This window comes from Cellulomonas sp. NEAU-ZC6 (genome assembly GCF_056844425.1).
In genome coordinates this window covers 1,055,576-1,081,584 of the sequence record NZ_JBXFYH010000001.1, presented here as the reverse complement: position 1 = coordinate 1,081,584, position 26,009 = coordinate 1,055,576, and the positions used below count along the sequence as shown (strand labels likewise).

The 26,009-nt window shown below is 74.9% G+C and carries 21 protein-coding genes and 2 pseudogenes; 11 read left to right on the top strand and 12 right to left on the bottom strand.

Annotated features, from left to right (window positions below; genetic code table 11):
• Positions 1 to 23: 23 nt before the first annotated feature.
• Positions 24 to 443, bottom strand: a complete 420-nt coding sequence (locus tag AC1050_RS04995) for a globin (protein ID WP_482387243.1) — start codon at positions 441 to 443, stop codon at positions 24 to 26.
• A gap of 239 nt (positions 444 to 682) precedes the next feature.
• On the opposite strand from AC1050_RS04995, the gene AC1050_RS04990 reads away from it, so the two are divergent.
• Positions 683 to 913 (top strand): PTS sugar transporter subunit IIB, encoded by a 231-nt coding sequence (locus AC1050_RS04990; RefSeq protein ID WP_482386263.1) that lies wholly within the window; start codon positions 683 to 685, stop codon positions 911 to 913.
• Between the two features lie 256 nt (positions 914 to 1,169).
• Here AC1050_RS04990 and AC1050_RS04985 read toward each other — a convergent pair whose 3' ends face one another.
• A complete protein-coding gene (locus tag AC1050_RS04985; protein WP_482386262.1) occupies positions 1,170 to 2,177 on the bottom strand; it encodes a mechanosensitive ion channel family protein in 1,008 nt (335 codons plus the stop codon).
• A 169-nt stretch (positions 2,178 to 2,346) separates the two neighbouring features.
• Positions 2,347 to 3,138 carry an SDR family NAD(P)-dependent oxidoreductase gene (locus tag AC1050_RS04980; protein ID WP_482386261.1) on the bottom strand — a complete coding sequence of 264 codons (792 nt, stop codon included), beginning with the start codon at positions 3,136 to 3,138 and terminating at the stop codon, positions 2,347 to 2,349.
• Positions 3,139 to 3,245: 107 nt separating this feature from the next.
• On the opposite strand from AC1050_RS04980, the gene AC1050_RS04975 reads away from it, so the two are divergent.
• Positions 3,246 to 3,761 carry a MarR family winged helix-turn-helix transcriptional regulator gene (locus AC1050_RS04975; RefSeq protein ID WP_482386260.1) on the top strand — a complete coding sequence of 172 codons (516 nt, stop codon included), beginning with the start codon at positions 3,246 to 3,248 and terminating at the stop codon, positions 3,759 to 3,761.
• Positions 3,762 to 3,767: 6 nt separating this feature from the next.
• Here AC1050_RS04975 and AC1050_RS04970 read toward each other — a convergent pair whose 3' ends face one another.
• Positions 3,768 to 5,981, bottom strand: coding sequence for a prolyl oligopeptidase family serine peptidase (locus AC1050_RS04970; protein WP_482386259.1), 2,214 nt, complete (start codon positions 5,979 to 5,981; stop codon positions 3,768 to 3,770).
• Positions 5,982 to 6,068: 87 nt separating this feature from the next.
• Here AC1050_RS04970 and malQ point away from each other — a divergent pair, with 87 nt between their 5' ends.
• Together malQ and AC1050_RS04960 are read left to right on the top strand one after the other, a co-directional pair.
• Positions 6,069 to 8,228 carry a 4-alpha-glucanotransferase gene (malQ, locus tag AC1050_RS04965; protein ID WP_482386258.1) on the top strand — a complete coding sequence of 720 codons (2,160 nt, stop codon included), beginning with the start codon at positions 6,069 to 6,071 and terminating at the stop codon, positions 8,226 to 8,228.
• Positions 8,229 to 8,786 carry a P-loop NTPase family protein gene (locus tag AC1050_RS04960; protein ID WP_482386257.1) on the top strand — a complete coding sequence of 186 codons (558 nt, stop codon included), beginning with the start codon at positions 8,229 to 8,231 and terminating at the stop codon, positions 8,784 to 8,786.
• A gap of 205 nt (positions 8,787 to 8,991) precedes the next feature.
• Here AC1050_RS04960 and pepN read toward each other — a convergent pair whose 3' ends face one another.
• Complete coding sequence (pepN, locus tag AC1050_RS04955; RefSeq protein ID WP_482386256.1) at positions 8,992 to 11,622, bottom strand: aminopeptidase N; 2,631 nt, start codon at positions 11,620 to 11,622, stop codon at positions 8,992 to 8,994.
• A gap of 236 nt (positions 11,623 to 11,858) precedes the next feature.
• On the opposite strand from pepN, the gene AC1050_RS04950 reads away from it, so the two are divergent.
• A complete protein-coding gene (locus AC1050_RS04950) occupies positions 11,859 to 12,488 on the top strand; it encodes a mycothiol-dependent nitroreductase Rv2466c family protein (protein WP_482386255.1) in 630 nt (209 codons plus the stop codon).
• Positions 12,489 to 12,514: 26 nt separating this feature from the next.
• Positions 12,515 to 13,072 (top strand): hypothetical protein, encoded by a 558-nt coding sequence (locus AC1050_RS04945; RefSeq protein ID WP_482386254.1) that lies wholly within the window; start codon positions 12,515 to 12,517, stop codon positions 13,070 to 13,072.
• A 77-nt stretch (positions 13,073 to 13,149) separates the two neighbouring features.
• On the opposite strand, the gene AC1050_RS04940 is transcribed toward AC1050_RS04945, so the two are convergent.
• Positions 13,150 to 15,126, bottom strand: coding sequence for a M13 family metallopeptidase (locus AC1050_RS04940; protein WP_482386253.1), 1,977 nt, complete (start codon positions 15,124 to 15,126; stop codon positions 13,150 to 13,152).
• Between the two features lie 140 nt (positions 15,127 to 15,266).
• Between AC1050_RS04940 and AC1050_RS04935 the strand changes: the two genes are divergently transcribed.
• Complete coding sequence (locus tag AC1050_RS04935) at positions 15,267 to 15,719, top strand: ribose-5-phosphate isomerase (protein WP_482386252.1); 453 nt, start codon at positions 15,267 to 15,269, stop codon at positions 15,717 to 15,719.
• A gap of 30 nt (positions 15,720 to 15,749) precedes the next feature.
• On the opposite strand, the pseudogene AC1050_RS04930 reads toward AC1050_RS04935, so the two are convergent.
• Positions 15,750 to 16,649 (bottom strand): annotated as a pseudogene (locus tag AC1050_RS04930) (sterol carrier protein domain-containing protein); the annotation flags it as partial.
• Between the two features lie 60 nt (positions 16,650 to 16,709).
• Between AC1050_RS04930 and AC1050_RS04925 the strand changes: the two are divergent.
• From AC1050_RS04925 to AC1050_RS04915, 3 genes and pseudogenes are all read left to right on the top strand, one after another.
• Positions 16,710 to 16,985 (top strand): annotated as a pseudogene (locus AC1050_RS04925) (GNAT family N-acetyltransferase); the annotation flags it as partial.
• A gap of 142 nt (positions 16,986 to 17,127) precedes the next feature.
• Positions 17,128 to 18,252 carry a PP2C family protein-serine/threonine phosphatase gene (locus AC1050_RS04920; RefSeq protein WP_482386251.1) on the top strand — a complete coding sequence of 375 codons (1,125 nt, stop codon included), beginning with the start codon at positions 17,128 to 17,130 and terminating at the stop codon, positions 18,250 to 18,252.
• 2 nt (positions 18,253 to 18,254) lie between these two features.
• Complete coding sequence (locus AC1050_RS04915; RefSeq protein WP_482387242.1) at positions 18,255 to 18,584, top strand: MGMT family protein; 330 nt, start codon at positions 18,255 to 18,257, stop codon at positions 18,582 to 18,584.
• A 110-nt stretch (positions 18,585 to 18,694) separates the two neighbouring features.
• Here AC1050_RS04915 and AC1050_RS04910 read toward each other — a convergent pair whose 3' ends face one another.
• Entirely contained in the window at positions 18,695 to 20,188 is a 1,494-nt protein-coding gene (locus AC1050_RS04910; protein WP_482386250.1) for an MFS transporter, read from the bottom strand.
• Positions 20,189 to 20,322: 134 nt separating this feature from the next.
• On the opposite strand from AC1050_RS04910, the gene AC1050_RS04905 reads away from it, so the two are divergent.
• A complete protein-coding gene (locus AC1050_RS04905; protein ID WP_482386249.1) occupies positions 20,323 to 20,985 on the top strand; it encodes a TetR/AcrR family transcriptional regulator in 663 nt (220 codons plus the stop codon).
• A 104-nt stretch (positions 20,986 to 21,089) separates the two neighbouring features.
• Here AC1050_RS04905 and AC1050_RS04900 read toward each other — a convergent pair whose 3' ends face one another.
• The 4 genes from AC1050_RS04900 to AC1050_RS04885 are packed head-to-tail and all read right to left on the bottom strand — an operon-like array spanning position 21,090 to position 25,976.
• Positions 21,090 to 21,587, bottom strand: a complete 498-nt coding sequence (locus tag AC1050_RS04900) for a CoA-binding protein (RefSeq protein WP_482386248.1) — start codon at positions 21,585 to 21,587, stop codon at positions 21,090 to 21,092.
• Positions 21,584 to 23,023, bottom strand: a complete 1,440-nt coding sequence (locus AC1050_RS04895) for an O-acetylhomoserine aminocarboxypropyltransferase/cysteine synthase family protein (protein WP_482386247.1) — start codon at positions 23,021 to 23,023, stop codon at positions 21,584 to 21,586. Before AC1050_RS04895 ends, AC1050_RS04900 begins: the two co-directional genes overlap by 4 nt.
• Positions 23,020 to 25,098, bottom strand: coding sequence for an acetate--CoA ligase (gene acs, locus AC1050_RS04890; protein WP_482386246.1), 2,079 nt, complete (start codon positions 25,096 to 25,098; stop codon positions 23,020 to 23,022). Before acs ends, AC1050_RS04895 begins: the two co-directional genes overlap by 4 nt.
• Positions 25,095 to 25,976: an ABC transporter permease gene (locus tag AC1050_RS04885; protein ID WP_482386245.1), complete on the bottom strand. Its 882-nt coding sequence runs from the start codon at positions 25,974 to 25,976 to the stop codon at positions 25,095 to 25,097. The genes acs and AC1050_RS04885 overlap by 4 nt, the downstream gene beginning before the upstream one ends.
• Between the last annotated feature and the right edge of the window lie 33 nt (positions 25,977 to 26,009).

Sequence of the window (26,009 nt, the reverse complement as noted above, 5' to 3'; positions counted from 1 at the left end):
CGGGCGGCGCCCGGCCGGGGCGCTCAGCGGGGCCCGGCGCTGTTCACGAGCGAGTGCGCGGCGCGCTCCAGGTAGTCCCAGAGCGTCGCCTCGTACATCGGTGCGAGGCCCAGCCGGTCCACGGCGGCACGCATGTGCAGCAGCCACCGGTCGCGGGCGTCGGGGTCGACCGTGAACGGCATGTGCCGCATCCGCAGCCGCGGGTGGCCGCGCTCCTCGGAGTAGGTGGTCGGGCCGCCCCAGTACTGCTCCAGGAACATCGTCAGCCGGCGCGCGGCCGGGCCGAGGTCCTCCTCGGGGTACATCGGCTTGAGCACCGGGTCGCCGGCGACGCCCTCGTAGAACGCGTCGACCAGGCGGACGAACGTCTCGTGCCCGCCGACGGCCTCGTGGAACGACTCCCGGCGCCGCGCCTCGGAGCTGCCGGGCTCGGCGGGCTGCAGGGCGGCGGGCCGGCCCGGGGCGGACGGGGCCGGGGCGACGGGTGCGGGGGCCGCGGCGCTCAGCGGCAGCGTGGCGCCGGCCGGGCGGGGCTCGGGGAGCGACGGCTGGTCGGTCATGGCGACAGTCTCGCACCGGGGCGCCGGCCGCCCGCACCGTGTCGGCGCGGCGCGGGCCGGTGCGCGGACTAGGCTGAGCAGCAGCGGGGCACAGTCAGCACCAACTCCACGACGGGGGTTCCATGAGCAAGGCGCAGCAGATCCTGGTGGCCCTGGGCGGCGGCGGCAACGTCGTCGACCTGGAGCCCTGCATCACCCGGCTCCGGGTCGAGGTCACCGACCCGCAGCAGGTCGACGAGGACGCCCTCAAGGCGACCGGCGCGTTCGGCGTCGTGCGCTCCGGGCGCATCGTCCAGGTCATCGTCGGCCCCGAGGCCGACACCCTGGCCGCGGAGCTCGACGGCCTGCGCTGACACCGGCGCACGCACGCCCCGACGGCCCCGGGTCGCACGGACCTCGGTCCGCGCGACCCGGGGCCGTCGTCGTGCGGGCCCGCGGCGTGCGCGCGCCGTGCCCGCCGCGCCCCACCCCGCCCCGCTCCGCCCCGCGAGGTCGTCACACGTCGGCGAGGTCGTCACTCCTGCATGACGACCTCGCCGCGGAGTGACGACCTCGCCGCGGTGTGACGACGCGGCGCCAGGTGACGGCCGCGGGCCGCCACGACCCGGGTCAGTCCGCGGTGCCGTCCGTGGTCGTGGCGCGCTCGCGGTGCGCCTCGAGCGCCTCGCGCTGGCCGGCCAGCGGGACGTCGGCCGCCTCGAGCGCCTGCCGCACGGCGGACCGCAGGGCGCGTGCCACCGCCCACTGCCGCGCGGGTGCCGTGCGCTGGACCAGCTTGACCGTCACCGCGTCGAAGGTCAGGTCCTCGGCGGTGTTGACCGTCGCGCTGCCCTCCATCGAGGGGCCGAGCGCGGGGTCCTTGGCGAGCTCCGCGGCCGCGCCGACCAGCAGCTCCTGCACCTGGTCCAGGTCGGCGAAGTAGTCCACCTTGACCTCGACGACCGCGTTGGCCCAGCCCTGGGTCTTGTTGCCGACCTTGAGCATCGAGCCGTTCGGGACGTACCAGAGGGTGCCGTCGGCGTCGCGGACCTTCGTCACGCGCAGCCCGACGGCCTCGACCGTGCCCTGGGCGGAGCCCACGTCCACGACGTCGCCGACGCCGTACTGGTCCTCGAGCAGCATGAACAGGCCGGACAGGAAGTCCTTGACCAGGCTCTGCGCGCCGAAGCCGAAGGCCACGCCGATGATCCCCGCCGACGCGATGAACGGCGCGATGTTGACGCCGACCTGGTCGAGGATCAGCAGCACGACGATCGAGCCGACGACGATCCCGGCGGTCGACCGCAGCACCGAGCCGATGGTGCGGGCGCGCTGGGTGCGGCGGGCGTTGGTGATCGGGGTGACCTTGCGCAGCGCGGCGGCGACCTCCGTGCCGGCCAGCGGGCGGGCCAGACCGCGCTGCAGCAGCGAGGTGCCGTCGGCGATGTGCTCGGTGACGGCCTTGATCAGCCGCCGGATGACGAGCAGCGAGATCGCACCGATCAGGATGATGAGCGCGATCCGAAGCCCGGGGCCGAGCAGCCAGGTGACGACGGCGTTCGCGTTGGCGCCGATCTCGCCGGTGAAGTCGGGGTCGGTCGCGGCGGGCAGCACGGAGGCGGGGGACGAGAAGATCACCCGGACACGCTAGCCAATGCCCGCCCGGTGGCGCCGCCCCGCCGCGGGCCGGGTGCGGACCCCCACGGCGTCCGCACCCGGCCTGCACGTCGCCCGCACGGAACCCCGCACAGAACCCCGTGCGGGACCCCGCACGGGACCCCGCACGGAACCCGCACGGCCGGCGCGCTCAGAGCAGCGTCGTGAGCACGCCGCCGTCGGCCCGCACCGCGGCGCCGTTCGTCGCCGACGCGAGCGGGCTCGCCAGGTACAGCGCGAGCCGGGCGATCTCCTCCGGCTCGATGAAGCGCTGCAGCAGCGAGGTCGTGCGGGCGGTGGCGAGCACGTCCTTCAGCTCCTGCTCCGGGACGTCCTGGGCGCGGGCGATGCCGGCCACCGTCCGCGCGACGCCGTCGGAGTAGGTGGGCCCGCCGAGCACCGTGTTCACGGTGACGCCCGTGCCGCGGGTCAGCTTGGCCAGGCCGTTGCCGAGCGCGAGCATGCCCGCCTTGGTCACGCCGTAGTGCGTCATCTCGCCGGGGACGTCCACGCCCGACTCGCTGCTGATGAACAGCACCCGGCCCCACCCGCGCGTCAGCATCGGGCCGAGCAGCCGCCGGGACAGCCGGACGCCGCTCATCAGGTTCACGTCGAGGTAGCGCTGCCAGTCGGCGTCGGTGATCCGGTCGAACGGCGCGACCTCGAAGACGCCCACGTTGTTGACCAGCACGTCGACGTCACCCAGCCGGTCGAGCAGGTCCTCGACCTGCGCGGCGTCGGCGAAGTCCGCGGCGATGCCGGAGACCACCGCGCCGGGCACCGCCCCGCGCAGCCGGTCGACCGCGTCCTGCACCCGGTCCTGGTCGCGCCCGTTGACGACGACCTCCACGCCCTCGCGCACCAGCGCCTCGGCGATCGCGAAGCCGATGCCCTGCGTCGAGCCGCTCACGAACGCCCGCCTGCCTGCCAGTCCCAGATCCACGACGTCCTCCTCCTGCGACCCGAGCGGGTCGCGATCACTTGCTCAGTCAAGTCATCGTAGGCAGGCTTGACTTTCTCGATCAAGTCATCGCGCCTAGGGTGGACGCCATGACGGGACCCGGCGCCGACGACACCCTCACCGGGGCGGACCTGGAGACGTGGTCGGCCCTGGCCACCGTGCTGGAGTGGCTCCCGCCGGCCCTGGACGCCCAGCTGCAGCGGGACGCCGGCCTCACGCACTTCGAGTACGGCGTCCTGTACGCGCTGGACCGGGCCCCCGAGGGGACGCTGCGGATGAGCGTCCTGGCGGACTACGCGAACAGCTCCCTGTCCCGGCTGTCCCGCGCCGCCACCCGGCTCGAGACGCGAGGGTGGCTGCGCCGCACGCCCGACCCCGCGGACGGCCGGTTCACGCTCGCCGTGCTGACGGAGTCGGGGCGCCGCACGGTCCAGGAGGCGGGTCCCGGGCACGTCCGCCAGGTGCGCCGGCTGGTGCTCGACCGCCTGACCCCGGCGCAGACCCGGCAGCTGCGGGAGATCAGCGACCGGATCGCGCGCGGGATCCGCGACGAGGGCGGGTGGCAGGCCCCCGCCGGGCAGCACCGCCCGGGCGGGGGAGCCTGACAGCCGTCAGCCCGCGGCGCGCTCCTCGTCCCGGCCGGCGAGCGCCGCCGCCAGGCCGGTGCGGTCGGCGACGAACTGCAGCTGCTCGACCGTCAGCCCGATGGTCCGGGACAGCGCGCGCCCGCCGTGCCCGACGCCCTTCTCCCGGCGGACCAGCACGGGGGCCTCGTCGAAGACCGCCGAGGTCGCCGCTTGCAGCGCCGCGCCCAGCTTGCGGGCGTGCAGCGGGTCGACCCGGGTGTCGCCGTCGAAGATGGTGAACAGCGTCGACGGGTACGCCGTCCCCGCGACCACGCGGTGGTACGGCGAGTAGGACAGCAGCCAGTCCAGCTCGCGCGGGTTCGCGGCGTCGCCGTACTCGTCGGACCACGTCGTGCCCAGTCCGAACTGCTGGTAGCGCACCATGTCGAGCAGCGGCGCGGAGCAGACCACCGCGGCGAACGTCTGCGGGCGCTGGGTCAGCGCGGCGCCGACCAGCAGGCCGCCGTTCGACCCGCCCCAGCACGCCAGGCGGTCCGTCGTGGTCCAGCCCTCGTCGACCAGCAGGTCGGCGACGGCGTGGAAGTCGTCGAACACGTGCTGCTTCTCGCCGCGGCGCCCGGCACGGTGCCAGGCCTCGCCCTCCTCGCCGCCGCCGCGCAGGTTCGCGACCACGTAGACGCCCCCGGCCTCGACCCACGCGAGCGTGGTGGCGGAGAACGCGGGGTCGAGGGAGATCTGGAAGCCGCCGTAGCCGTAGAGGATCGTCGGCGCCGGGGCCAGCGGCCGGCCGTCGGCGTCGAGGGCGTCGGCCCGGGCGACGACGAACGCCCGCACCTCGGTCCCGTCGGCGCTGGCCGCCACGACGCGCTGCACGCGGACGTCGGGCAGGTCGGCGACGGCCCCGGGGGGCGCGGCCCACAGCGCGGTGGTGCCGGTGGTGGCGTCGTAGCGGTGCACCTCGGTGACCGTGGTGTGGTCCGTGTACGTGAACCACACGTCCGTGCCGCCGTCGGGCCGGGTGACCAGCCCGCCGGTGGACCCGAGCCCGGGCAGCGCCACGGTGCCGGCGTCGCCCGCGAGGCGCGCCCCCGTGGCCGGGTCGTGCACGGTGATCTCGCTGACCGCGTGCCGGCGCCACGACGCCAGCAGCTGCCGCGGGGCGGTGTCGTCCCCGCCGCCGTCGACGAACGCGACGTCCTCGAGCACCGCCTCCGGGTCCTCGGCCAGCAGGGTGCGCCAGTGCGGGACCGCCGGGTCCTCGGGGTCGGCCACAGCGAGCCGGCCGCGGTCGGCGTCGAGCGTGGTGTGCAGGTAGAGGCGGCCGTCCCGGCCGACCCAGGCCGCGACCTCGGCGTCGTAGCCGACGGCGACCTCGCGGAACGCGGGCACGGCGCCGGGCTCGGCGGCGGCCAGGTCGGCGATCCACACGTCGGTGCGCGGCGCGGTGCCGGCGGACGCGGACACCAGCAGCCAGCGGCCGTCGCGGGACACCGAGACGCCGTAGTAGTTGGTCAGGTCCAGGCCGTCGCCGAACACCTCGACGTCCTGGGCCGGGTCGGTGCCGACGACGTGGCGCCACACGCGGCGGTGGTACTGCTTCTCGCCCTCGGGCAGCAGCTCGGGCGCGAGGCGGCGCACGTAGAAGTAGGCGCCGCCGCCCGGCTCCCAGGCGACGGGGGCGTAGCGGGCGCGGTCGACGGGCCCGTCGACCAGCTCGCCCGTGGCGACGTCGAGCACGTGCAGCACGCTCTCCTCGGTGCCGCCGTGCGACACCTGGTAGGCCAGCAGGTCGCCCTCCTTGCTGGGCTGCCACGCGTCGAGCGTCGTGGTGCCGGCGGGGTCCAGCACGACCGGGTCGACCAGGACGCGCTCGCGCTCGCCGCCGGGCGCGCCGGGGTCGGGCTCGGCGACCACGACGACCGCGTGCTCCTGCTCGCCGGTGCGGCGCGCGAAGAACCGGCGGTCGCCGCGCCAGGCCGGGGCGCCGACGAAGCCGGCACCCAGCAGCTCCGCGAGGCGGGCGGTCAGCGGCCCGGTCGCCAGCGGGCCCGACGCGAGGTCGCCTCCGGTCGCCCGCGCCCGGTACGCCGTGTACAGGTCGTCCTGCGCCGTGGACCACGCCTCGGTCTCCTCGGACGCGGCGTCCTCCAGCCAGCGGTACGGGTCGGCCACGGCCCGGCCGTGCAGGTCGTCCACCAGGTCGAGGCGGCGGGCGGCGGGGTAGGACGCAGCAGTCATGCGCGCCACCCTACGGCGCGGTGCAGCCGTGCCCCCCACCTGCGCGGCGACCGGCGGGAACCAGGCCGCTCTGGCAGGATCGGCCTCGTGGACGAGCACACCCCGCAGGAGTCCGATCCCCTGGTCCGTCTCGCGGAGGCGCACGGTGTCGCGCCCGAGTTCGAGGCCTTCAACGGCGGGGTCGAGCAGGTGCGCCCCGAGACGCTGGTGTCCGTGCTCGGCGCCCTCGGCGTCGACGCGACGTCGCCCGAGCGGATCCAGGTCGCCCTGCAGCACGCCGAGGACACCCCGTGGCGGCGGGTCCTGCCGCCGGTGCTGGTCGTCAAGCAGTCCGACACGGTCCAGGTCCCGGTGCACGTCACGCACGGCGACCCGGTACAGGCGTGGATCGAGATCGACGCCGCCGAGGGTCGCGGCCGGCGCGCCGCGGGCGCCGCGGCAGAGCGGGTGGAGCTGGAGCAGGCGGACGTGCTCGTGGAGCCGCGGACGGTCGACGGCCGGCAGGTCGGCCGCGCGACGTTCGTGGTGCCCGCCGGGCTGCCGCTGGGCTGGCACCTGCTGCGCACCACCGGCCCGTCCGCAGAGGCGGCCAGCCCGATCGCCGTGACGCCGGACCGGCTGGAGCTGCCCGCGGCGCTCGACGAGCGCCGGGCCTGGGGCCTGATGGTGCAGCTCTACTCCGTGCGCTCGCGGGCGTCCTGGGGTGCGGGCGACCTGCGGGACCTCGCCGACCTGGCGTGGCTGTCGGGCCACGAGGCCGGGGCGCAGTTCCTGCTGATCAACCCGCTGCACGCCGCCGAGCCGGTCCCGCCGCTGACCCCGTCGCCGTACCTGCCGACGACGCGGCGGTTCGTCAACCCGCTGTACCTGCGGGTCGAGGACGTTCACGAGACCGCCTACCTGTCCTCCGCCGACCGGGCCCTGGTCGAGTGGTCCGCGGAGCAGGCGCTCGCGCTGAACGGCGACGAGGGCCCGATCGACCGGGACGTCGTGTGGGCCGCCAAGAAGGCGGCGCTCGAGGTGGTGTTCGCCGCACCGCGGTCCGCCGCCCGGCAGTCGGCGTTCGACGACTTCCGCCGCCGCGAGGGCCGCGGGCTCGAGGACTTCGCGCTCTGGTGCGCACTGGTGGAGAAGCACGGCCCGCCGCCGTGGTCCGCCGACCTGCGCGACCCGGCCGCCCCCGGGGCGCTGCGGGCCCGCACGGAGCTGGCCGACCGGGTGCAGTTCTTCTGCTGGCTGCAGTGGCTGGCCGACGAGCAGCTGGCGACCGCGCAGCGCACCGCGCACGAGGCCGGGATGTCCATCGGCGTCATGCACGACCTCGCCGTCGGGGTGCACCCGGCGGGTGCGGACGCCTGGGCGCTCGGCTCCGTGCTGGCCCGCGGCGCGTCCGTCGGCGCACCGCCCGACATGTACAACCAGCAGGGCCAGGACTGGTCGCAGCCGCCGTGGCACCCTGCGGAGCTCGAGCGCGTGGCGTACCGGCCGTACCGCGACCTGCTGCGCACCGTGCTCCGGCACGCGGGCGCCGTGCGGATCGACCACATCATCGGGCTGTTCCGGCTGTGGTGGATCCCGCAGGGCAACAGCCCGGACGCCGCCACCTACGTCCGGTACGACCACGACGCGATGATCGGCATCCTCGCGCTCGAGGCGCACCGCGCCGGCGCCGTCGTGATCGGCGAGGACCTGGGCAACGTCGAGCCGTGGGTGCGCGACTACCTGTCCGAGCGCGGCGTCCTGGGCACCTCGATCCTGTGGTTCGAGAAGGACTCCGAGGGCGTCCCGCTGCCGCCCGACGCCTACCGCCGCCTCGCGCTGTCCTCCGTGACGACGCACGACCTGCCGCCGACCGCCGGCTACCTGGCCGAGGAGCACGTCGCCCTGCGCGAGCGGCTCGGCCTGCTGACCGAGCCCGTCGAGGACGTCCGGCGGGCCGCCAGGGCCGAGCGCGAGGAGATGCTCGGCATCCTGCAGGAGCGCGGCCTGCTCGGCCAGGACCCCACCGAGCGCGAGGTCGTCGAGGCCCTGCACCGGTACGTCCTGCGCACCCCCAGCGTCTTGGTCGGCGTCTCGCTGGCCGACGCGGTGGGGGAGCGGCGCGCGCAGAACCAGCCCGGAACGGACAACGAGTACCCGAACTGGCGGGTGCCGCTGGCCGACGGGGCGGGGCGGCTGGTGCTGCTCGACGACCTGTTCACGAACGCGCGGTTCCGCTCCCTGGCCGCGGTGCTCGCGGAGGGCTGAGTGGCGACACCGCCGTGGCCGCCCCGGCGGGTCCGGGTGGTCGGCACCAGCGGCGTGGGCAAGACCACGTTCGCGCGCGACCTCGCGGTCCGGCTCGGCGTGCCGCACCGGGAGCTGGACGAGGTGTTCTGGGGTCCCGCGTGGACCACGAAGGACCCCGAGGTGGCGCGCGCCATCCTGCGCGAGTTCCTGGACGGGGACGCCGGCTGGATGGTCGACGGCAACTGGAACACGCTGCGCGCCGGCCTCGGCGACGACGCCGACGTGCTGGTGTGGCTCGACTACCCGCGGCCCGTCGTGATGGCCCGGGTCGTCCGGCGCACCCTGGCCCGCGGGCTGCTGCGCCGGGAGCTCTGGCACGGCAACCGCGAGGACCTGCGCAGGCTGATGCGGCGGGACCCGGAGCAGAACATCGTGCGCTGGGCGTGGACGAGCTTCGCGCCCAACCGCGAGCGCTACCTCCGTGAGGCGGCGACCGGCCCGGTCCCGGTGGTCCGTCTCCGCACCCCGGCCGCCGCCCGCCGCTGGCTCGCGACCCTCCCGCCGCCGCTCCGCTGACCCCAGCCGTCTCGCTGACCCGCGTCGCCCTGACCCGCGTCGCCCTGACCCGCGCCTCCCTACCCGCGTCCAGCGCGCCGAGATAGGGCCCGGGCGCCGAGATAGGACCCACGCGGGTCCTATCTCGGCGGGAGCGCCCTATCTCGGCGAGCGGCTCGGTCCGAGCCCGGCCGGGCGCGGACCGAGCCCGGCCGGGCTAGCGAGGTCAGTCCTCGTGGTAGAGGCGGTCGGCGGCCTGGGCCGCGAGGGTGCGGCGGACGCCGTCACGGGCCTCGACCACCAGCCGGCGCAGCGCGGGCGCCGCGTCGGGGTGCGCGGCGAGCCACGCGTCGGTGGCACCGGCCACGTCGGCGTCGGCGTCGTCCGCGAGCTCGGTCGGGTAGAGCCCGGTGACGATGTTCTGCGCCATCTCGTTGGTGCGCTCCGCCCAGACCCGCTCGAGCCCGTCGAAGTACGGGCCGACGTACGGCCGCAGCAGGGCGCGGTCGTGCACCCGGCCGAAGCCGTTGATGGTCGCGGCCTGCAGCGCGTTGGGCAGCGCGTCGGAGTCGACGGCCGCGGCCCACGCGGCGGCCTTGGCCGCGGCGGTGGGCAGTGCGGCGCGCGCGGCCGCGGCGGCGCGCTGGCCGGTCGCGGTCGGGTCCGCCTCGAGCTGCGCGTCGATCTCGGCCTCGCCCGCGCGGCCGCCGGTGACCAGCGAGGTCAGCAGCTCCCAGCGCAGGTCGGTGTCGATCGACAGGCCCTCCAGGCGGGTGCCGCCGTCGAGCAGGGCGGCGACCGCGTCCAGCTGCTCGGGCGTCGAGGCCCGGGCCGCGAACGCCTTGACCAGCTGCAGCTGGGTGTCGCTGCCGGCGTCGGCGTCGGTCGCGAGCGTCCACAGCGTGTCGGCCGCGGCGACCTCGGTGGCGGGCCGGTGCTCGGCGGCGACGTACAGGTCGAGCGCCGTGTGCAGCTGGCGCAGCAGCACGAGCACCACGGAGGAGTCGGTCTCGTGCGCGATGTTGTTGAGCAGCAGGTCGACGTAGTCCCGTGCGGGGGTCTCGCCGTCGCGGGTCGCGTCCCAGACCGCCGCCCACACCAGCGTGCGGGGCAGCGACTGCGTGAAGTGGCCGAGGTGCGCGATGGCGGTGGCCAGCGAGCGCTCGTCGAGGCGGACCTTGGCGTAGGCCAGGTCCTCGTCGTTCAGCAGCAGCAGGTCCGGGCGCTTCGTCCCGACGAGCTCGGGCACCTCGGTGCGGGCGCCGTCGACGTCCAGCTCCACGCGCACGGTGCGCTCGAGCCGGGTCTCGCCGGACTCGTCGGCCACCAGGTCGTAGCCGCCGACCACCAGGCGGTGCGGGCGCTGCACCGGGTTGATCTCCGGGACCTCCTGGGTGACGGCGAGGGCGGTGATCCGCTCGACGCCGTCCTCGCCGACCACGGAAGTGATCTCCGGGCGCAGCAGCGTGACGCCGGACTGCTCCAGCCACAGCGCGGACCACGCCGACAGGTCGCGGCCCGAGGTGGCCTCGAGCTCGGTCAGCAGGTCGCGCAGCTCGGTGTTGCCCCAGGCGTGCTTGGCGAAGTACGACCGGACCCCGGCGAAGAACTGCTCCTGGCCGACCCAGGCGACGAGCTGCTTGAGCACGCTCGCGCCCTTGGCGTAGGTGATGCCGTCGAAGTTCACCTCGACGTCCTCGAGGTCGCGGATGTCCGCGGCGATCGGGTGCGTCGACGGCAGCTGGTCCTGCCGGTAGGCCCAGCCCTTCTCCAGGGAGGAGAACGTCGTCCAGGCGGACGTCCAGCGGGTGGCCTCGGCGGTCGCTAGCGTGGAGGCGTACTCCGCGAACGACTCGTTCAGCCACAGGTCGTCCCACCAGCGCATGGTGACCAGGTCGCCGAACCACATGTGCGCGAGCTCGTGCAGGATCGTCACCGCGCGGCGCTCGACCGTGGCCTCGGGCACCTTGGACCGGAACACGTAGGACTCGAGGAAGGTCACCGCGCCGGCGTTCTCCATCGCACCCGCGTTGAACTCGGGGACGAACAGCTGGTCGTACTTCGCGAACGGGTACGGGAAGTCGAACTGCTCCTCGTAGAACGCGAAGCCCGCGCGGGTGATCTCGAGGATGTTGTCGGTGTCGAGGTGCTGCGCGAGCGACCCGCGGCAGTAGACGCCGAGCGGGATCGTGCGCCCGTCGCTCGAGGTCAGCTCGCCGTGCTCGTGGTGGTACGGGCCGGCGACGACGGCGGTGACGTAGGACGCGACGCGCGGCGTCGGCTCGAACGTCCAGGTCGCGGTGCCCTGGTCCACGCCGCCGTTGCGGTTCGTGCCGCCCTCGACGGGGACCGGGTCGCCGACCGCGGGGGAGTTCGACACGACGACCCAGTGCGCCGGCGCCGTCACCGTGAACGCGAAGGTCGCCTTGAGGTCGGGCTGCTCGAAGACCGCGAACACGCGGCGGGAGTCGGCGACCTCGAACTGCGAGTACAGGTAGACCTCGTCGTCGACCGGGTCGACGAACCGGTGCAGGCCCTCGCCCGTGTTCATGTAGGCGGCGTCGGCGACGACGACCACCTCGTTCTGCTCGGCGAGGCCGTCCAGGCGGATCCGCGAGTCGGCGACCACGTCGGCGGGGTCGAGCTCGGTGCCGTTGAGGACGACGCGGTGCACCGTCGGCGCGACGAGGTCCAGGAACGTGCCGGCGCCGGCCTCCCGGCTGGTGAACCGGATCGTCGTCGTCGACCCGAACGTCGCCGGGCCCGTCGTCAGGTCCAGCGTCACGTCGTACGACTGCACGTCGACGAGTGCTGCCCGGGTGCGGGCCTCGTCGCGGGTCAGGTTCTCTGCGGGCACGCGGTGTCTCCTCGTGGGGTTCGGATCGGGCGCACGTCCGCCGCATCATTCCACCAACCCGCCGGTGCACGCGCCCGCGCAGGCGGCGCCCGGCGTGGGCCCGGGGTGCGCCCGGGGTGCCCCCGGCGTGACACGCACCCCGGGTCACGGGGCATGATGGCGGGCGCGGCGGTCCACCCGGAGCAGTCGCCCGAGCCCGACCCCGCACCACGACCGCCCCGTGAGGAGCACCCCCCGTGACCGACACGCAGCCGACCGCGCCCGTCCGCGACACCGCCGACTTCTGGTTCGACCCGGCCTGTCCCTGGGCCTGGATGACGTCGCGCTGGATGGACGAGGTGACCCGGGTCCGGGACGTGGACGTGCGCTGGCACGTGATGAGCCTGTCCGTGCTGAACGAGGGCCGGGACCTGCCGGACGAGTACCGCGAGCTCATGGACGACTCGTGGGCCGCGGTGCGCGTGCTCACGGCCACCAAGGAGCTGTACGGCGCCGAGCACCTCAAGCCGCTCTACGACGCACTGGGCACCCGCCGGCACCCGGGCGGCCGCACGGACACCTGGGCGATCATCCGCGAGTCCCTGGACGAGGTCGGGCTGCCGCAGTCGCTGCGGGCGTACGGCGACACCGACGAGTTCGACGAGCAGCTGCGCGCCTCGCACGCCGAGGCGATCGCGCTGGTCGGCGACGAGGTCGGCACCCCGGTGGTCGCCGTGAACGGCACCGCGTTCTTCGGCCCCGTCATGACCCCCGCCCCGAAGGGCGAGGACGCCGGCCGGCTGTGGGACGGCTTCGTGCTGGTGACCGGCGTGCCCGGGTTCTACGAGCTCAAGCGCACGCGCACCAAGGGCCCGGTCTTCGACTGACATCCCGCACCACCCGGAGGTAGGACATGGCAGCCCTCGCGAACCTGAGCCGCGGCGTGAAGATCTTCCTCGCCGTCGACGTCGTGCTCGTGCTGGCCCTGGTGGTCGCGGCGATCGTCGTCCTCGGCGGGCCCGATGACGAGACCCCCGTGGCGAGCCCGTCCGCCGGCAGCTCCCAGCCGGCCGCGGGCGGCGGTGCGTCCGGCACGCCCACGGACGGGGCGACCAGCTCCGAGCCGCAGTCGTTCGCGTCCCCGACGGGCAACATCGCCTGCACGATGTCGGCCGACGGCGTCACCTGCACGATTGCGAACAAGCAGTTCGACGTCCCGGCCGCGGAGGGCTGCACCGGCACCACCGGGCACACGATCGTCCTGAACGAGTCCGACGGCCTGACCACGCCCTGCGTCGAGGGCCCCGCGCCCGCCGCCGCGGGCGCCGACGTCCCGGTGCTCGACTACGGCCGGTCGCAGACGGTCGGGCCGTACACCTGCACCAGCGCGTCGAACGGCATGTCGTGCGTCGTGGACGAGTCGGGCGAGGGGTTCCGGGTCGCGACAGCGGCGCTGACGACGCTGCCGTGACCAGCGCGCGCTGAACCGAGCAGGACGGCACGAGGCCCCGCCGGCGGACGACCGCCGGCGGGGCCTCGTGCCACGGGTCACCAGATCCGCACGCGCTCCTCCGGCGCCAGGTACAGGCCGTCGCCCGGCTGCACGTCGAACGCGGCGTAGAACTCGTCCACGTTCCGCACCACCGCGTTGCAGCGGACCTCGTCCGGGGAGTGCGGGTCGACGGCGAGCCGCCGGATGACCTCCTCGTCGCGGCCCTTGGCGCGCCACACCTGCGCCCAGCCGAGCAGCACGCGCTGCACGCCGGTCATCCCGTCGACCTCGGGCGCCTCGTCCAGCGGCCGGCCCAGGGCGATCCGGTACGCCTTGAGCGCGATCGACAGGCCGCCCAGGTCGCCGATGTTCTCGCCGATGGTCAGGGCGCCGTTGACGTGGTGGGAGCCGTTCAGCTGCGCGGGGGAGAACGCGTTGTACTGCTCGATCAGCGCGGAGGTGCGCTTCTCGAACTCGGCGCGGTCGGCCTCGGTCCACCAGTCCTCGAGGCGGCCCTGGCCGTCGTACTTGGAGCCCTGGTCGTCGAACCCGTGGCCGATCTCGTGGCCGATGACCGCGCCGATGCCCCCGTAGTTCACCGCGTCGTCCGCGTCGGCGTCGAAGAACGGCGGCTGCAGGATGGCGGCGGGGAACACGATCTCGTTCATGCCGGGGTTGTAGTAGGCGTTGACCGTCTGCGGGGTCATGAACCACTCGTCGCGGTCGATCGGCCTGCCGATCTTGTGCAGCTCGTGGTCCTGCTCGAACGCCGAGGCGCGGCGCACGTTGCCGACCAGGTCGTCGGCGGCGAGCTGCAGCGCCGAGTAGTCGCGCCACTTGACGGGGTAGCCGATCTTCGGGGTGAACGCGTCCAGCTTGGCGAGCGCCTTGGCCTTGGTGTCCTCGCCCATCCAGTCCAGCGCCTGGATCGACTCCCGGTACGCCTCGACCAGGTGGCCGACCAGCTCCTCCATCCGCTCCTTGTGCGCGGGCGGGAAGTGCCGGGCCACGTAGACCTCGCCGACGGCCTCGCCGAGCACGCCCTGCACGAGGGAGACGCCGCGCTTCCAGCGGTCGCGCAGCTCCTGCGCGCCGGTCAGCGTGCGGCCGTGGAAGTCGAAGTTCGCCTCGACCAGCGCGGACGACAGGTACGGCGCCCGCGAGGTGATGGCGTGGTACGCCATCCAGGCCTGCCAGTCCTCGACGGGCTCGGACGCCCACAGCCCGGCGAAGGCGGTCGCGAACGACGGCTCGCGGACCACCAGGTCGTCGAGCGAGCCCTGCGGGGCGCCGAGCGCGCGGGACCACGCCTCCCAGTCGAAACCGGGCGCGGTGGTCGCCAGCGCCGACAGCGTCGTCGGGTTGTAGGTGAGGTCGGCGTCGCGGTCCTTGACGACGTCCCAGTGCTCGGCGGCGAGCTTCGTCTCCAGCGCGAGCACCCGGTCGGCGGCGGCGTCGGCGGCCTCCTGGTCGGCGGACCAGCCGCCGAGCAGCAGCATCCGGGCGACGTGCGGGCGGTAGGCGGCCAGGACGGACGCGTACTGCTCGTCGCGGTAGTACGACTCGTCGGGCAGGCCGAGCCCGGACTGGTACAGGTAGACGACGTACCGCTCGGGGTCCTTGGCGTCGTTGTCGACCCAGAAGCCGGTGCCGCCGGCGGCGCCGGTGCGCTGCAGGGCGCCGAGCACGTCGGTGAGGTCCTGGCGCGTGGTCGCCGCCTCGATCGCGGACAGGTCCGGGCGCAGCGGGTCGGTGCCGGCGGCCTCGACGGCCTCGGTGTCCATGAACGACGCGTAGAGCGCGCCGATCTGCGCCTGCACCCCGCCGCCGGCCGCCTGCTCGGCGGCCTCGGTGATGATGTCGCGGACCTGCTCCTCGGCCTGGTCGTGCAGGGCGCGGAAGGAGCCGTCCATCGCGCGGTCCGCCGGGATCTCGTGCGCGGCGACCCAGCGGCCGTTGACGTGCGCGTACAGGTCGTCCTGGGGGCGGACGTCCGGGTCGAGTGCCGAGGAGTCGATGCCGCTGCGGGTCATGGTGAGGAGGGGTCCCTTCCGTCGGGCCGGCGCGCGGGCACGCGCCGGGAGCCAGCCTAGGACGCCCCGGTGCCCCCGCACACGGACCCGTCGGTGGACGCCCGGGTCGACGTCCGCCCGGAGTGCGGCAGGATGTCCCCATGCGTATCCACGTCGCCGCTGACCACGCCGGGTTCGAGCTGAAGGTCGCGCTGGTCGAGCACCTGCGCGCCGCGGGGCACGACGTCGTCGACCACGGGGCCCCGGAGTACGACCCGCAGGACGACTACCCGGCCGTGTGCTTCGCCGCCGGCGAGGCCGTCGTGGCCGACCCGGGCAGCCTGGGCGTCGTGATCGGCGGCTCCGGCAACGGCGAGCAGATCGCCGCGAACAAGGTCACCGGCGTGCGCGCCGCGCTGGCCTGGAACGCCGACACCGCGCGCCTCGGCCGCCAGCACAACGACGCGAACGTCGTCGCGATCGGCGCCCGGCAGCACTCGGTCGACGAGGCCCTGGAGCTGGTCGACGTGTTCGTGAACGAGCCGTTCAGCCAGGACCCGCGCCACCAGCGCCGCATCGACCAGCTCGCCGCGTACGAGGCCGCGCGCGCCTGAGCCGGCACGACGGCCCGCGGCCGGCCCGCCTCAGAACACCCACGGGCAGACCGGGGCGACCGGCCAGCCGAACGCGGTGGCCGCGCGGTGCAGCGCCTCGGGCCGGGCGCCCGTGACCTGGCCCGCCGCGGCCAGCGCCACCAGGCTCCGGCCGCCGAGGTAGGCCGCGCCCAGCTCGCGGACGTCCAGCTCGACGTCGGGCGCGTCGCCGGTCCGCTCGACCCGCGCGGGGTACGTGCCGTCCGCCGCCGCCCCGCCCGTCACCAGGCGCCACGCGCCCGCGTTCGCCGGCAGCAGGTCGTCCTGCACGCCCAGCACGACGTCGACGGGCGCGGCGTACCGTCGCCCGGCCAGCGCGACGGGCAGGTCGAGCAGCCGCACCCAGAGGTTGTCCGACACCTTCGGCACCGGCTTGCGGACGTCCACCAGCAGCGCGAGCAGCGGGTCGTCCACCGCGAGCAGCCCGGTGGTGACCGTCGAGGTGAGGTCGAGGTCCAGCAGGAACGACCAGAGCCGGTGCGCCGCCGGTGCGTCGACCGCGGCCGCGACCCGCACCTGGACCGGGTACTCCGGCCCGGGGTCGTTCCACGTGTCCTTGCGGCGGAAGATCGCGTACCCGCGGGGACCGCCGGCCGCGTCGTGCACCGTGACCAGGCGCGCGGGCTCGCCGCCGCCGCGCCACGCGGGCGGGTCGGCGACCGCGATCCGGCGCAGGACGTCGGAGCCGCGCGCGATCCAGCCCGGCCGGCCCGCGCCGGCGGCCTCGTGCACCTGGGCGACCAGGTCCACGTGCCGGTCGGCGTCCAGGGTCGCGAACCGGACGGTCAGCGCCTCCGAGCCCGGCACGTCTCGCAGGGCCGCGCCGCGCGGCACGGTCAGCCGGGCGTGGTCCGCGGCCGAGCCGTAGCCGAACCGGCCGTAGATCCCGGGCTCGGGACCGGTCGCTCGGGCGCGGGGAGCCGGTCTCGGCGCTGTTCGCCGCCGACCAGGATGGCGGGCATGACCACCGCGCCCGCCGGCTACCGGCTGACCGACCTCACCGCCGAGCGGGTCGAGGAGTTCCGCGCCGTCGACGCCATGGCGTTCGCCTCCGCGGCGCCCGACGCGACGACCGACGCCGCGGTGCCGTTCGCGATCCCGCTGGACCGGGCGGTCGCGGTCGAGACCGACGCCGGCGAGATGGTCGCCGTGCACGGGTCGTACGCGTTCACCCTGCCCACGCCGGGCGGCTCGGTGCCGTGCTCCGGCCTGACCTGGGTAGGGGTCCGGCCCGACCACCGCCGGCGCCGGCTGCTGTCGACGATGATCCGCACGCACCTGGGGCGCGGGCGCGTCACGCCGAAATCCGCCGTGACCGTCCCCTGGGCGGACCTGTCCGCGGGATCGGCGTGCTCGGTACCCTCACGTCGTGACGCGTCCGGACCCGAGGCAGCGGCCGGTGCCGGCAGGGCGTCGCCGGACGCCGAGCGCGCTCCAGACGGTCCGTGCCTGGCTGCGGCGGCACGGCCTGGGCTCGCAGCAGGCGCTGGTCGTGGTCCTGGTGGCGCTGACGTTCGCCGCGTCGGCCGGCATCGTCTGGGCGCGGCCCTGGGTGCCGCCGTCGACGTTCATCCTCATCGAGCTGCTGGGCGCGTTCCTGCTCCGGATCCGCGGCATGGTCCTGCTCTGCGGCGTGATCGTGGTGCAGGTCCTGGCGATCCGCCTGGCCGGGCTGGGCGACTTCACCCCCGGTACCTACCTGCTGCAGGCGATCGCGATCGGGGCGCTGCTGGCGTTCGCGGCGCACCGGGAGCGCCTCGGCCTGCAGGGTGCGCCCGGCGACCTGATGCTGGTCGACCTGCGGGACCGGCTCGCGTCGCACGCCGTGGTGCCCGAGCTGCCCCGGGGCTGGGAGGTGCAGAGCGCGCTGCACGCCGCGCACCGCGAGGCGTTCTCCGGCGACTTCGTGGTGAGCGCCGTCCGCGCGCACGGGGGCGTGCTGGAGATCGCGCTGGTCGACGTGTCCGGGAAGGGGCAGGACGCCGGCGTGCGGTCCCTCCAGCTGTCCGGCGCGCTGGCGGGTCTGCTCGGCCAGGTGCCGCCGCCGGACTTCCTGCCGGCCGCCAACGCCTACCTGCTCGCCCAGGACTGGGACGAGGGGTTCGCGACCGCGGTGCACGTCGTGGTCGACCTGGACACGGGGGACTACGTCGTGGCGTCGGCGGGTCACCTGCCGCCCGTGCACCTGCACGCCGGCTCCGGCAGCCAGGACCTGGTGCGCGCCGACGGCGGCGGCCCCGTGCTCGGCGTCGTCGAGGGCGCGCGGTTCCCGACGGCGTCCGGGCGGATCGCCGCGGGCGACGCGCTGCTGCTCTACACCGACGGGCTGGTGGAGACGCCGGGCCGGGACCTCGACCTCGGGATCGACCGGCTGCGCGGCGCGGCGGAGCACGTGCTGTCCACCCGGCGTGGCGACGCGGACGACGTGATCGCCCGGATCGACGCCGACGAGGGCGACGACCGCGCGCTCGTCGTGGTCCGGCGGGACGGGTAGCCGTGGACGACGCCTACCTGGAGGCCGTGCTCGACGTGGTGGACCTGATCCCGCCCGGGCGCGCGATGACCTACGGGCTGATCGCGGAGGTCGTCGCCGACCGGCTCGTCGCGGCCGGGCTGCCCGCGCGGGGCGGCCCGCGCCAGGTGGGGCAGGTCATGTCGCGCGGGGGGTCGGACGTGCCGTGGTGGCGGGTCGTGAACGCCGCGGGGTCGCCGCCCGCGCACCACGCCCGCGCCGCGCTGGAGCACCTGCGCGCCGAGGGGACGCCGCTCTCGGCCGACGGCACGCGGGTCGCGCTGCGCCGCGCGGTCTGGTTCCCCGAGGAGTGACACCCCGGGGTGCGGGCCCGACCGCGAGGTCGTCGGTTGCGCGCCGTGAGGGGCTGCGGAACCGACGACCTCGTCACCGGCCGGTGGCCGGGGTGGCCGGGGTGGCCGGGTCAGTGCGCGGCGACGACCTCCGGGGCCGGCGTCGCCGGGGCGGCGGCGAGCCGGGCCTGCCGGTCCGCGCGGCGGCGGAACAGCAGGGCCGCGACCACCGCGCCGCCGCCGAAGATCGCCGCCGACCACGCGTACGCGGTGTCGAAGCTGTGCAGCGCGGCCTCGGCGAGCACCTCCGGGGTGGCGGGCGCGTGGTCCGCGACGTACGCGGTCGCCGCCGTGGTGGCGAGCGTGTTGAGCAGCGCCGTGCCGACGGCCCCGCCGACCTGCTGGCTGGTGGACACCAGCGCCGAGGCGGCGCCGGCCAGGCGGGGCGCCACGCCGAGCGTCGCGAGCTGGAAGGACGCCGGCATGATCGACGCCATCCCCATGCCCATGAGGACCAGCCCGGGCAGGACGTGCGCCGCGTAGCTGCTGTCCATCTCCAGCTGCGTGAAGGTCAGCAGGCCGGTCCCGGCGACGAGCATGCCGATCGGCACCAGGAGCTTGGGGCCGAACCGGGGGAGGAGCAGGTTCGACTGGATCTGCGCGGTGACGATGATCGCGATGACCATCGGCAGGAACGCGACGCCGGTGCGCATGGGGCTGTAGCCCAGCGTCGACTGCAGGTAGTAGGTGAGGAACAGGAACACGCCGAACATCCCCGAGCCGGCGACCAGGATCGACAGGAACGACGCCCCGCGGTCCCGGTCGAGGACGACGTCCAGCGGCAGCACCGCGTTGGCGGCGGTGCGCTGCCGCAGCACGAACCCGACCAGCAGGACGACGCTCGCGGCGAGCGGTCCCCAGGTGAGCACGGAGTCCCAGCCCTGCGGCTCGGCCTGCGAGAAGCCGAGCACGAGGGCGAACAGGCCGGCCGACCCGAGCAGCACGCCGGGCAGGTCGAGCCGGTGACCCGCGGCGCCGCCCCGGCGCTCGAGCAGCAGGGCGCCGGCGACCAGCGCGACCACGGCGATCACGACGTTGACGTAGAGGTTCCAGCGCCAGCTGAAGTTCTCGGTGAGGTAGCCGCCGAGCAGCAGCCCGATGGCCCCGCCCATGCCGGCGATCGCGCCGAACACGCCGAACGCGCGGGCGCGCTCCTTCGGCACCGTGAAGGTGGTGGTGAGCACGGACAGGGCGGCCGGCGCCAGCACCGCGGCGAACACGCCCTGCAGCGCGCGGGCCGCGACCAGCAGCTCGAACGACCCGGCGGCCCCGCCGAGCGCCGAGGCGACGGCGAACCCGACCAGGCCGATCAGGAACATCCGGCGGCGGCCGAACATGTCGGACAGGCGGCCGCCGAGCAGCAGCAGGCTGCCGAACGCGAGGGCGTAGGCGGTGACGATCCACTGGCGGTCGTTGTCGCTGAAGCCGAGGTCGGCCTGGGCCGACGGCATGGCGATGTTCACGATGGTGGCGTCGAGCACGACCATCAGCTGGGCGAGGGCGACGGTGGCCAGCACGAGCCAGCGACGGCGGTCCGCCGTACCGGGGACTGCGGGTGAGGACATGGTGGTGCTCCGGGAAGGACGTCGGTGTGGGATGCGACGACCGTAAACCAAGACCGGTCAGTTCCGGAACCCCCCGGTCTCGATTTGTTTCCGGCTGACGCGGCAGGCAGAATGGCCGCGTCGAGAGGAGCACCATGCCCGCGCGCGAGGACGCCGTGACCGCAGCCGTGCCCGAGCCCGCCCGCCGGCCCGGCCGGCGCCGCGACGAGTCGCTCGACGAGGTGATCCTGGACGCGGCACGCGCGCTGCTCATCGAGCGCGGCTACGACGGCATGACCATGGACGCCGTCGCCGAGCGCGCCGGTGCGGGCAAGGCCACGGTGTACCGCCGGTGGTCCTCCAAGGCGCAGCTCACCGTCGACAGCCTGCTGTGCGCCAAGCAGCTGACGATCGACGAGGTGCCGGACACCGGCTCCCTGCGCGAGGACCTGCTGCGCATCTTCACGATCGCCAGCCGGATGAAGAACGACGACCTCATGACCGGCCTGCTCACGGCGATCCGGGACGAGCCCGAGGTGCGGGCGGTGTTCCACGAGCAGTTCGTCGCGGGCCGCGTGCGGCTGGCGCGCGAGGTGCTCGAGCGGGCCCGACTGCGCGGGGAGACCGCCGACGGCGTCGACCTCGACATGGTCGCCGCCGTGGCGCCCGCGATGGTGCACTACCGCAAGGTCGTCGCGCACCGGCCGATGGACGCGGAGTTCGCCGAGCGGCTGATCGACACGATCATCCTGCCGCTGGCCACGGGCCGCGCCGCGGTCGCCGTCGCCCCGGACGCCCTGCTGCCCGACCCCCGCTGACCGCCCGCACGACGACGCCGAGATGGCAGTCCCGGCCTGCGGAGCGGCGCCGGGGCGCAGGCGAGGAGTGCCATCTCGGCGCGGCGCGCGCGAGCGCGGGTGCGTCAGCCCAGGGCGCGCTTGGAGCTGATCACGCCGGTGTCGAAGCCCGCCAGGTGCAGGCCGCCGTGGAACCGGGCGTGCTCGATCTTCACGCAGCGGTCCATCACCACGGTCAGGCCGGCGGCCTCGCCGCGCTGCGCGACCTCCTCGTGCCACGAGCCGAGCTGCAGCCACAGGGCCTTCGCGCCGACGGCCAGCGTCTCGTCGAGCACCGTCGGCAGGTCGTCGTGCCGGCGGAACACGTCGACCAGGTCCGGGACGACCGGCAGCGCGTCGAGCGACGGGTAGACGGGCTGCCCGAGGATCTCGGTCTCGCGCGGGTTGACCAGGTAGATGTCGTACGGGGTGCTGGACAGCAGGTACGTCGTCACGAAGTACGACGCGCGCGCCGGGTTGTTGGACGCGCCGACGATCGCGATCGACCGGGTGCGCCGGAGCAGCGCGAGCCGGTCGGGCGCCGACGGGCCCTGCCAGGTGCGGGTGGGGGTGCCGGTGCTCATCGGGTGGCCTCCGGGACGGAGCAGGCGTCGCCACCGAGGCCGGTGACGGCCGCACCCAGGACGGGTGCGGCGGTGGTGCTCGGGCGGGCGGCCGCGGCGGTGGCGCCGTCCCGCCCGGGGTCCGCGGCGGCCGGCGAGGTCGCCGCCGTGAGCGCCTGGTCCAGGTCCCAGAGGATGTCCTCGGGGTCCTCCAGGCCGACGCTGATCCGGACCAGGTCCTCGGGCACGCCGGCGACGGCCAGCTGCTCGGCGGACAGCTGCTGGTGCGTGGTCGACGCCGGGTGGATGACCAGCGTGCGCGCGTCCCCGACGTTGGCCAGGTGGCTGGCCAGCTGCAGCTCCTCGATGAAGCGCCGGCCGACCTCGCGGCCGTCGCGCTCGGGGGTGGCGGCGAGCCGGAACGCGAACACCGACCCCGGGCCGAGCGGCAGGTACCGCTGCGCGCGCTCGTGGTGCGGGTGCGACGGCAGGCCCGCCCACTGCACCGAGGTGACGCGCGGGTCGGCGTCCAGCCACTCGGCGACGGCGCGGGCGTTCGCCAGGTGCGCGTCGATCCGCTGCGGGAGGGTCTCGACGCCCTGCAGCAGCTGGAACGCGGACTGCGCCGACAGCGACGGGCCGATGTCCCGCAGCTGCTCGGAGCGCAGCTTGGTGAGGAACCCGTACTCCCCGAAGTTCTCCCACCACTTCACGTCGTTGTACGACGGCACGGGCTCGGTCATCTGCGGGAACTTGCCGTTGCCCCAGTTGAACCGGCCGGACTCGACGACGACGCCGCCGAGCGTGGTGCCGTGCCCGCCGAGGAACTTCGTGGCGGAGTGGATGACGATGTCGGCGCCGTGCTCGATCGGCCGCACCAGGTACGGGGTCGACAGCGTGGAGTCGACCACCAGCGGCACGCCCGCGGCGTGCGCGACCTCGGCCAGCCCGGCCAGGTCGGCGACCTCGCCGGACGGGTTCGCGACCACCTCGGTGTAGACCACCTTGGTCTCGGGCCGGATCGCCGCGGCGTAGTCGGCCGGGTCGGTGCCCGCGACGAACGTGGTGTCGACGCCGAACCGGCGCAGCGTCACGTCGAGCTGGGTCACCGTGCCGCCGTACAGCTGAGCGGATGCGACGACGTGGTCGCCCGCGCCGACCAGCGCGGCGAACGTGATGAACTCCGCGGCCATGCCGGACGACGTGGCGACCGCGCCGATGCCGCCCTCGAGCGAGGCGATCCGCTCCTCGAGCACCGCGACCGTGGGGTTGCCGAGCCGGGAGTAGATGTTCCCGTACTTCTGCAGCGCGAACAGGTTCGCGGCGTCGGTGGTGTCGTTGAAGACGAAGGACGTCGACTGGTAGATCGGCACGGCACGCGCGCCGGTGGCGGCGTCGGGGATGGCCCCGGCGTGCAGGGCGCGGGTGCGGAAGCCGAAGCGGTGCTCGGAGCTCATGCGAGAGAGGCCTCCTCGGCCGGGTCGGGTGCGGGCGTGGCCGCGACGATAGCCCCGGAGGGCAGCAGCGCGGCGACCTGGTCCACCGCCCAGGGGTTCTGCAGGGACGTGACGTCGCCCAGCGGCCGGCCGTCGTGCAGGTCGGCCAGCAGGCGGCGCAGGATCTTGCCGGACCGGGTCTTCGGGACCTCGGGCACGACGACGACGTGCTTGGGCTTGGCGACCGGCCCGATCTCCCGGGCGACCTGGTCGCGCAGCGTCTCGCGCAGGTCGGCCGCGGCGGCGCGCCACGCGGCGACGTCCTCGACCGGTCCGGGCGCGACGGCGGGGACGACGAAGGCCGCGACGGCCTGCCCGCCCACGGCGTCCGCGACGCCGGCGACGCCCGCCTCGCCGACGGCGGGGTGCGCGACCAGGGCGGACTCGACCTCGATCGTGGACAGCCGGTGCCCCGCGACGTTCACCACGTCGTCGACCCGGCCCAGCAGCCAGATGTCGCCGTCCAGGTCCCACGACGCGCCGTCGCCGGCCAGGAAGTAGCCCTGCGCGGCGAACGGCCGCCAGTAGGAGTCGCGGTAGCGCTGCGGGTCGCCCCACACGGTCCGGGCCATGCCCGGCCACGGGCGGTCGATGACCAGGTAGCCGCCGGAGCCCTTAGGCACCTCGGCGCCGGCGTCGTCCACGACCCTGGCCGAGAACCCCGGCAGCGCGCGGGTCGCGGAGCCCGGCTTCAGGGTGCTGACCCCGGGCAGCGGCGCGATGACGGCCGCGCCGGTCTCGGACTGCCACCAGGTGTCGACGACGGGCGCGGTGCCGGCGCCGAGCTGCTCGCGGAACCAGATCCAGGCCTCGGGGTTGATGGCCTCGCCCACCGTGCCGAGCAGGCGGACGCTCGACAGGTCGTGCCCGGCGGGCAGCCCGTCCGGGAACCAGGTCATGAACGTCCGGATCAGGGTCGGCGCCGTGTAGTAGACGGTGACGCCGTACCGCTCGATGACCTCGAGGTGCCGCTCCCGGTGCGGGGTGTCCGGCGTGCCCTCGTAGATCACCTGGGTCAGCCCGTTGCTCAGCGGGCCGTAGATCTCGTAGGTGTGCGCCGTGACCCACGCGAGGTCCGCGGTGCACCAGTGCACGTCCTCCGGCTTCGCGTCGAACATCGCCCAGTGCGTCCAGGACGCCTGCGTCAGGTAGCCGCCGGTGGTGTGCACCAGGCCCTTCGGCTTCCCGGTGGTGCCCGACGTGTAGATGATGAACAGCGGGTGCTCGGCGTCGAAGGCCTGGGCCTCGTGCCGGTCCGGCGCGGTGTCCACGACGTCGTGCCACCAGACGTCGCGGCCCTCGGTCCACGCCACGTCCTGCCCGGTGCGGCGGACCACCAGCACGTGCCCGACGTGGTCGAGCCCGGCGACGGCCTCGTCGGCGGCGGACTTCACCTCGACGGCCTGGCCGCGCCGGAACTGGCCGTCGGACGTGACCAGCAGCGTGGCGCCGGTGTCCTGCACTCGGAACCGCACCGCCTCGGCCGAGAAGCCGCCGAACACCAGCGAGTGCACGGCGCCGATCCGCGCGATCGCCAGCGTCACGATGATCGTCTCCGCGATCACCGGCAGGTAGACCACGACCCGGTCGCCCGGGCCGATGCCGAGGTCGGTCAGCGCGTTCGCGGCGCGGGACACCTCCCGCTGCAGGTCCGCGTACGTGTACGACCGGCGGTCGCCGCGCTCGCCCTCGGCGTGGATCGCGACCTTGTCGCCGCGGCCCGCCGCGACGTGCCGGTCGACGCAGTTCACGGCGGCGTTCAGCCGGCCGCCGACGAACCACTGCGCCTCCGGCACGGTGAGCTCGCCGTCGGGACCGGGGGCCGCGGGGGACCAGGTGTGCGCGGTGTGCCACGGCTCGGCCCAGTCCAGGCGCCGGGCCGCGTCCTCCCAGAAGCCGACCGGGTCCGCCTCGGCGCGCGCGAGCAGCGCCGCGTGCTCGGCCGGGCCGATGTTCCAGTCGCCCGCCGGGGGGCCGAACGCCCGCGTCTCGCTCTGCAGCGCGTCGATGGTGCCGGTACTCGTCGTGCTCGTCATGCCCACCTTCTCAGGAGCGACTTCTCGGCCAGGCCGATCAGCGCGTCGGTCAGCTTGCCCAGCAGCGCCAGCAGGACGATCGCGAGGATCATCCGGTCGGCGCGGCCGTTGTTGCCGGAGTCCATCAGCAGGAAGCCCAGGCCCATCGACGACGCGATGAGCTCCGCGGCCACCAGGAACAGCCACGACTGCGCGAGCGCCAGCCGCAGGCCCGCCACCACCGACGGCACCGCCGCCGGCAGCTGCACGGCCGCCAGCAGCCGCGGCCCGCGCAGCCCGTACGCCCGCCCGGCCTCGACCAGGTGCGCGTCCACGTGCCGCAGCGCGGCGACGACGGTGGTGTAGACGGGGAAGAACGCGCCGATCGCGATCAGGGTCAGCTTGGAGTCCTCGCCGATCCCCATCCAGAGGATCAGCAGCGGGACCCAGGCCAGCGACGGCACGGCCCGGACCGCGCCGAGCGTCGGCTCCAGCACCGCGCCGGCCAGCCGGGACAGCCCGACCACCGACCCGAGCGCCAGGCCGAGCGCGGCCCCGGTCAGGAACCCGAGCACGACGCGCTGCGTCGAGATCGCCACGTACTGGCCCAGCAGCCCGCGCTCGGCGAGGTCGACCGCGGCCGTCCACACCGAGGCGGGGCTGGGCAGCTGGTACGGCGCGACCAGGCCGGTGCTGGTGACCAGCTGCCAGGCCGCGAGCAGGAGCACCGGCAGCACCAGCCCGAGCCCGACCCGGACCGGCCGCCGGGCCAGCGGGCCGCGCCGCAGCCGCGGGGCGACGCCGGGGGCGAACGGGTTCAGGCCGGGCACGGGGCGACCCTGCGCGTCGGTCACCGGTGCGCTGGTGCCGGCGACGGTCACCACGGGTGCGTCGGTCATCACGTGCTCCGTCCTGGGCGTGGTTCGGGTTGG

Coding starts and splice junctions, on each gene's coding strand:
- AC1050_RS04895 (WP_482386247.1), bottom strand. CDS start 23,023: ATGAGCTCCGAGCACCGCTTCGGCTTCCGCACCCGCGCCCTGCACGCC.
- AC1050_RS04905 (WP_482386249.1), top strand. CDS start 20,323: ATGCCCGCGCGCGAGGACGCCGTGACCGCAGCCGTGCCCGAGCCCGCC.
- AC1050_RS04935 (WP_482386252.1), top strand. CDS start 15,267: ATGCGTATCCACGTCGCCGCTGACCACGCCGGGTTCGAGCTGAAGGTC.
- AC1050_RS04900 (WP_482386248.1), bottom strand. CDS start 21,587: ATGAGCACCGGCACCCCCACCCGCACCTGGCAGGGCCCGTCGGCGCCC.
- AC1050_RS04945 (WP_482386254.1), top strand. CDS start 12,515: ATGGCAGCCCTCGCGAACCTGAGCCGCGGCGTGAAGATCTTCCTCGCC.
- acs (WP_482386246.1), bottom strand. CDS start 25,098: ATGACGAGCACGACGAGTACCGGCACCATCGACGCGCTGCAGAGCGAG.
- AC1050_RS04990 (WP_482386263.1), top strand. CDS start 683: ATGAGCAAGGCGCAGCAGATCCTGGTGGCCCTGGGCGGCGGCGGCAAC.
- AC1050_RS04975 (WP_482386260.1), top strand. CDS start 3,246: ATGACGGGACCCGGCGCCGACGACACCCTCACCGGGGCGGACCTGGAG.
- AC1050_RS04885 (WP_482386245.1), bottom strand. CDS start 25,976: ATGACCGACGCACCCGTGGTGACCGTCGCCGGCACCAGCGCACCGGTG.
- AC1050_RS04940 (WP_482386253.1), bottom strand. CDS start 15,126: ATGACCCGCAGCGGCATCGACTCCTCGGCACTCGACCCGGACGTCCGC.
- AC1050_RS04970 (WP_482386259.1), bottom strand. CDS start 5,981: ATGACTGCTGCGTCCTACCCCGCCGCCCGCCGCCTCGACCTGGTGGAC.
- AC1050_RS04910 (WP_482386250.1), bottom strand. CDS start 20,188: ATGTCCTCACCCGCAGTCCCCGGTACGGCGGACCGCCGTCGCTGGCTC.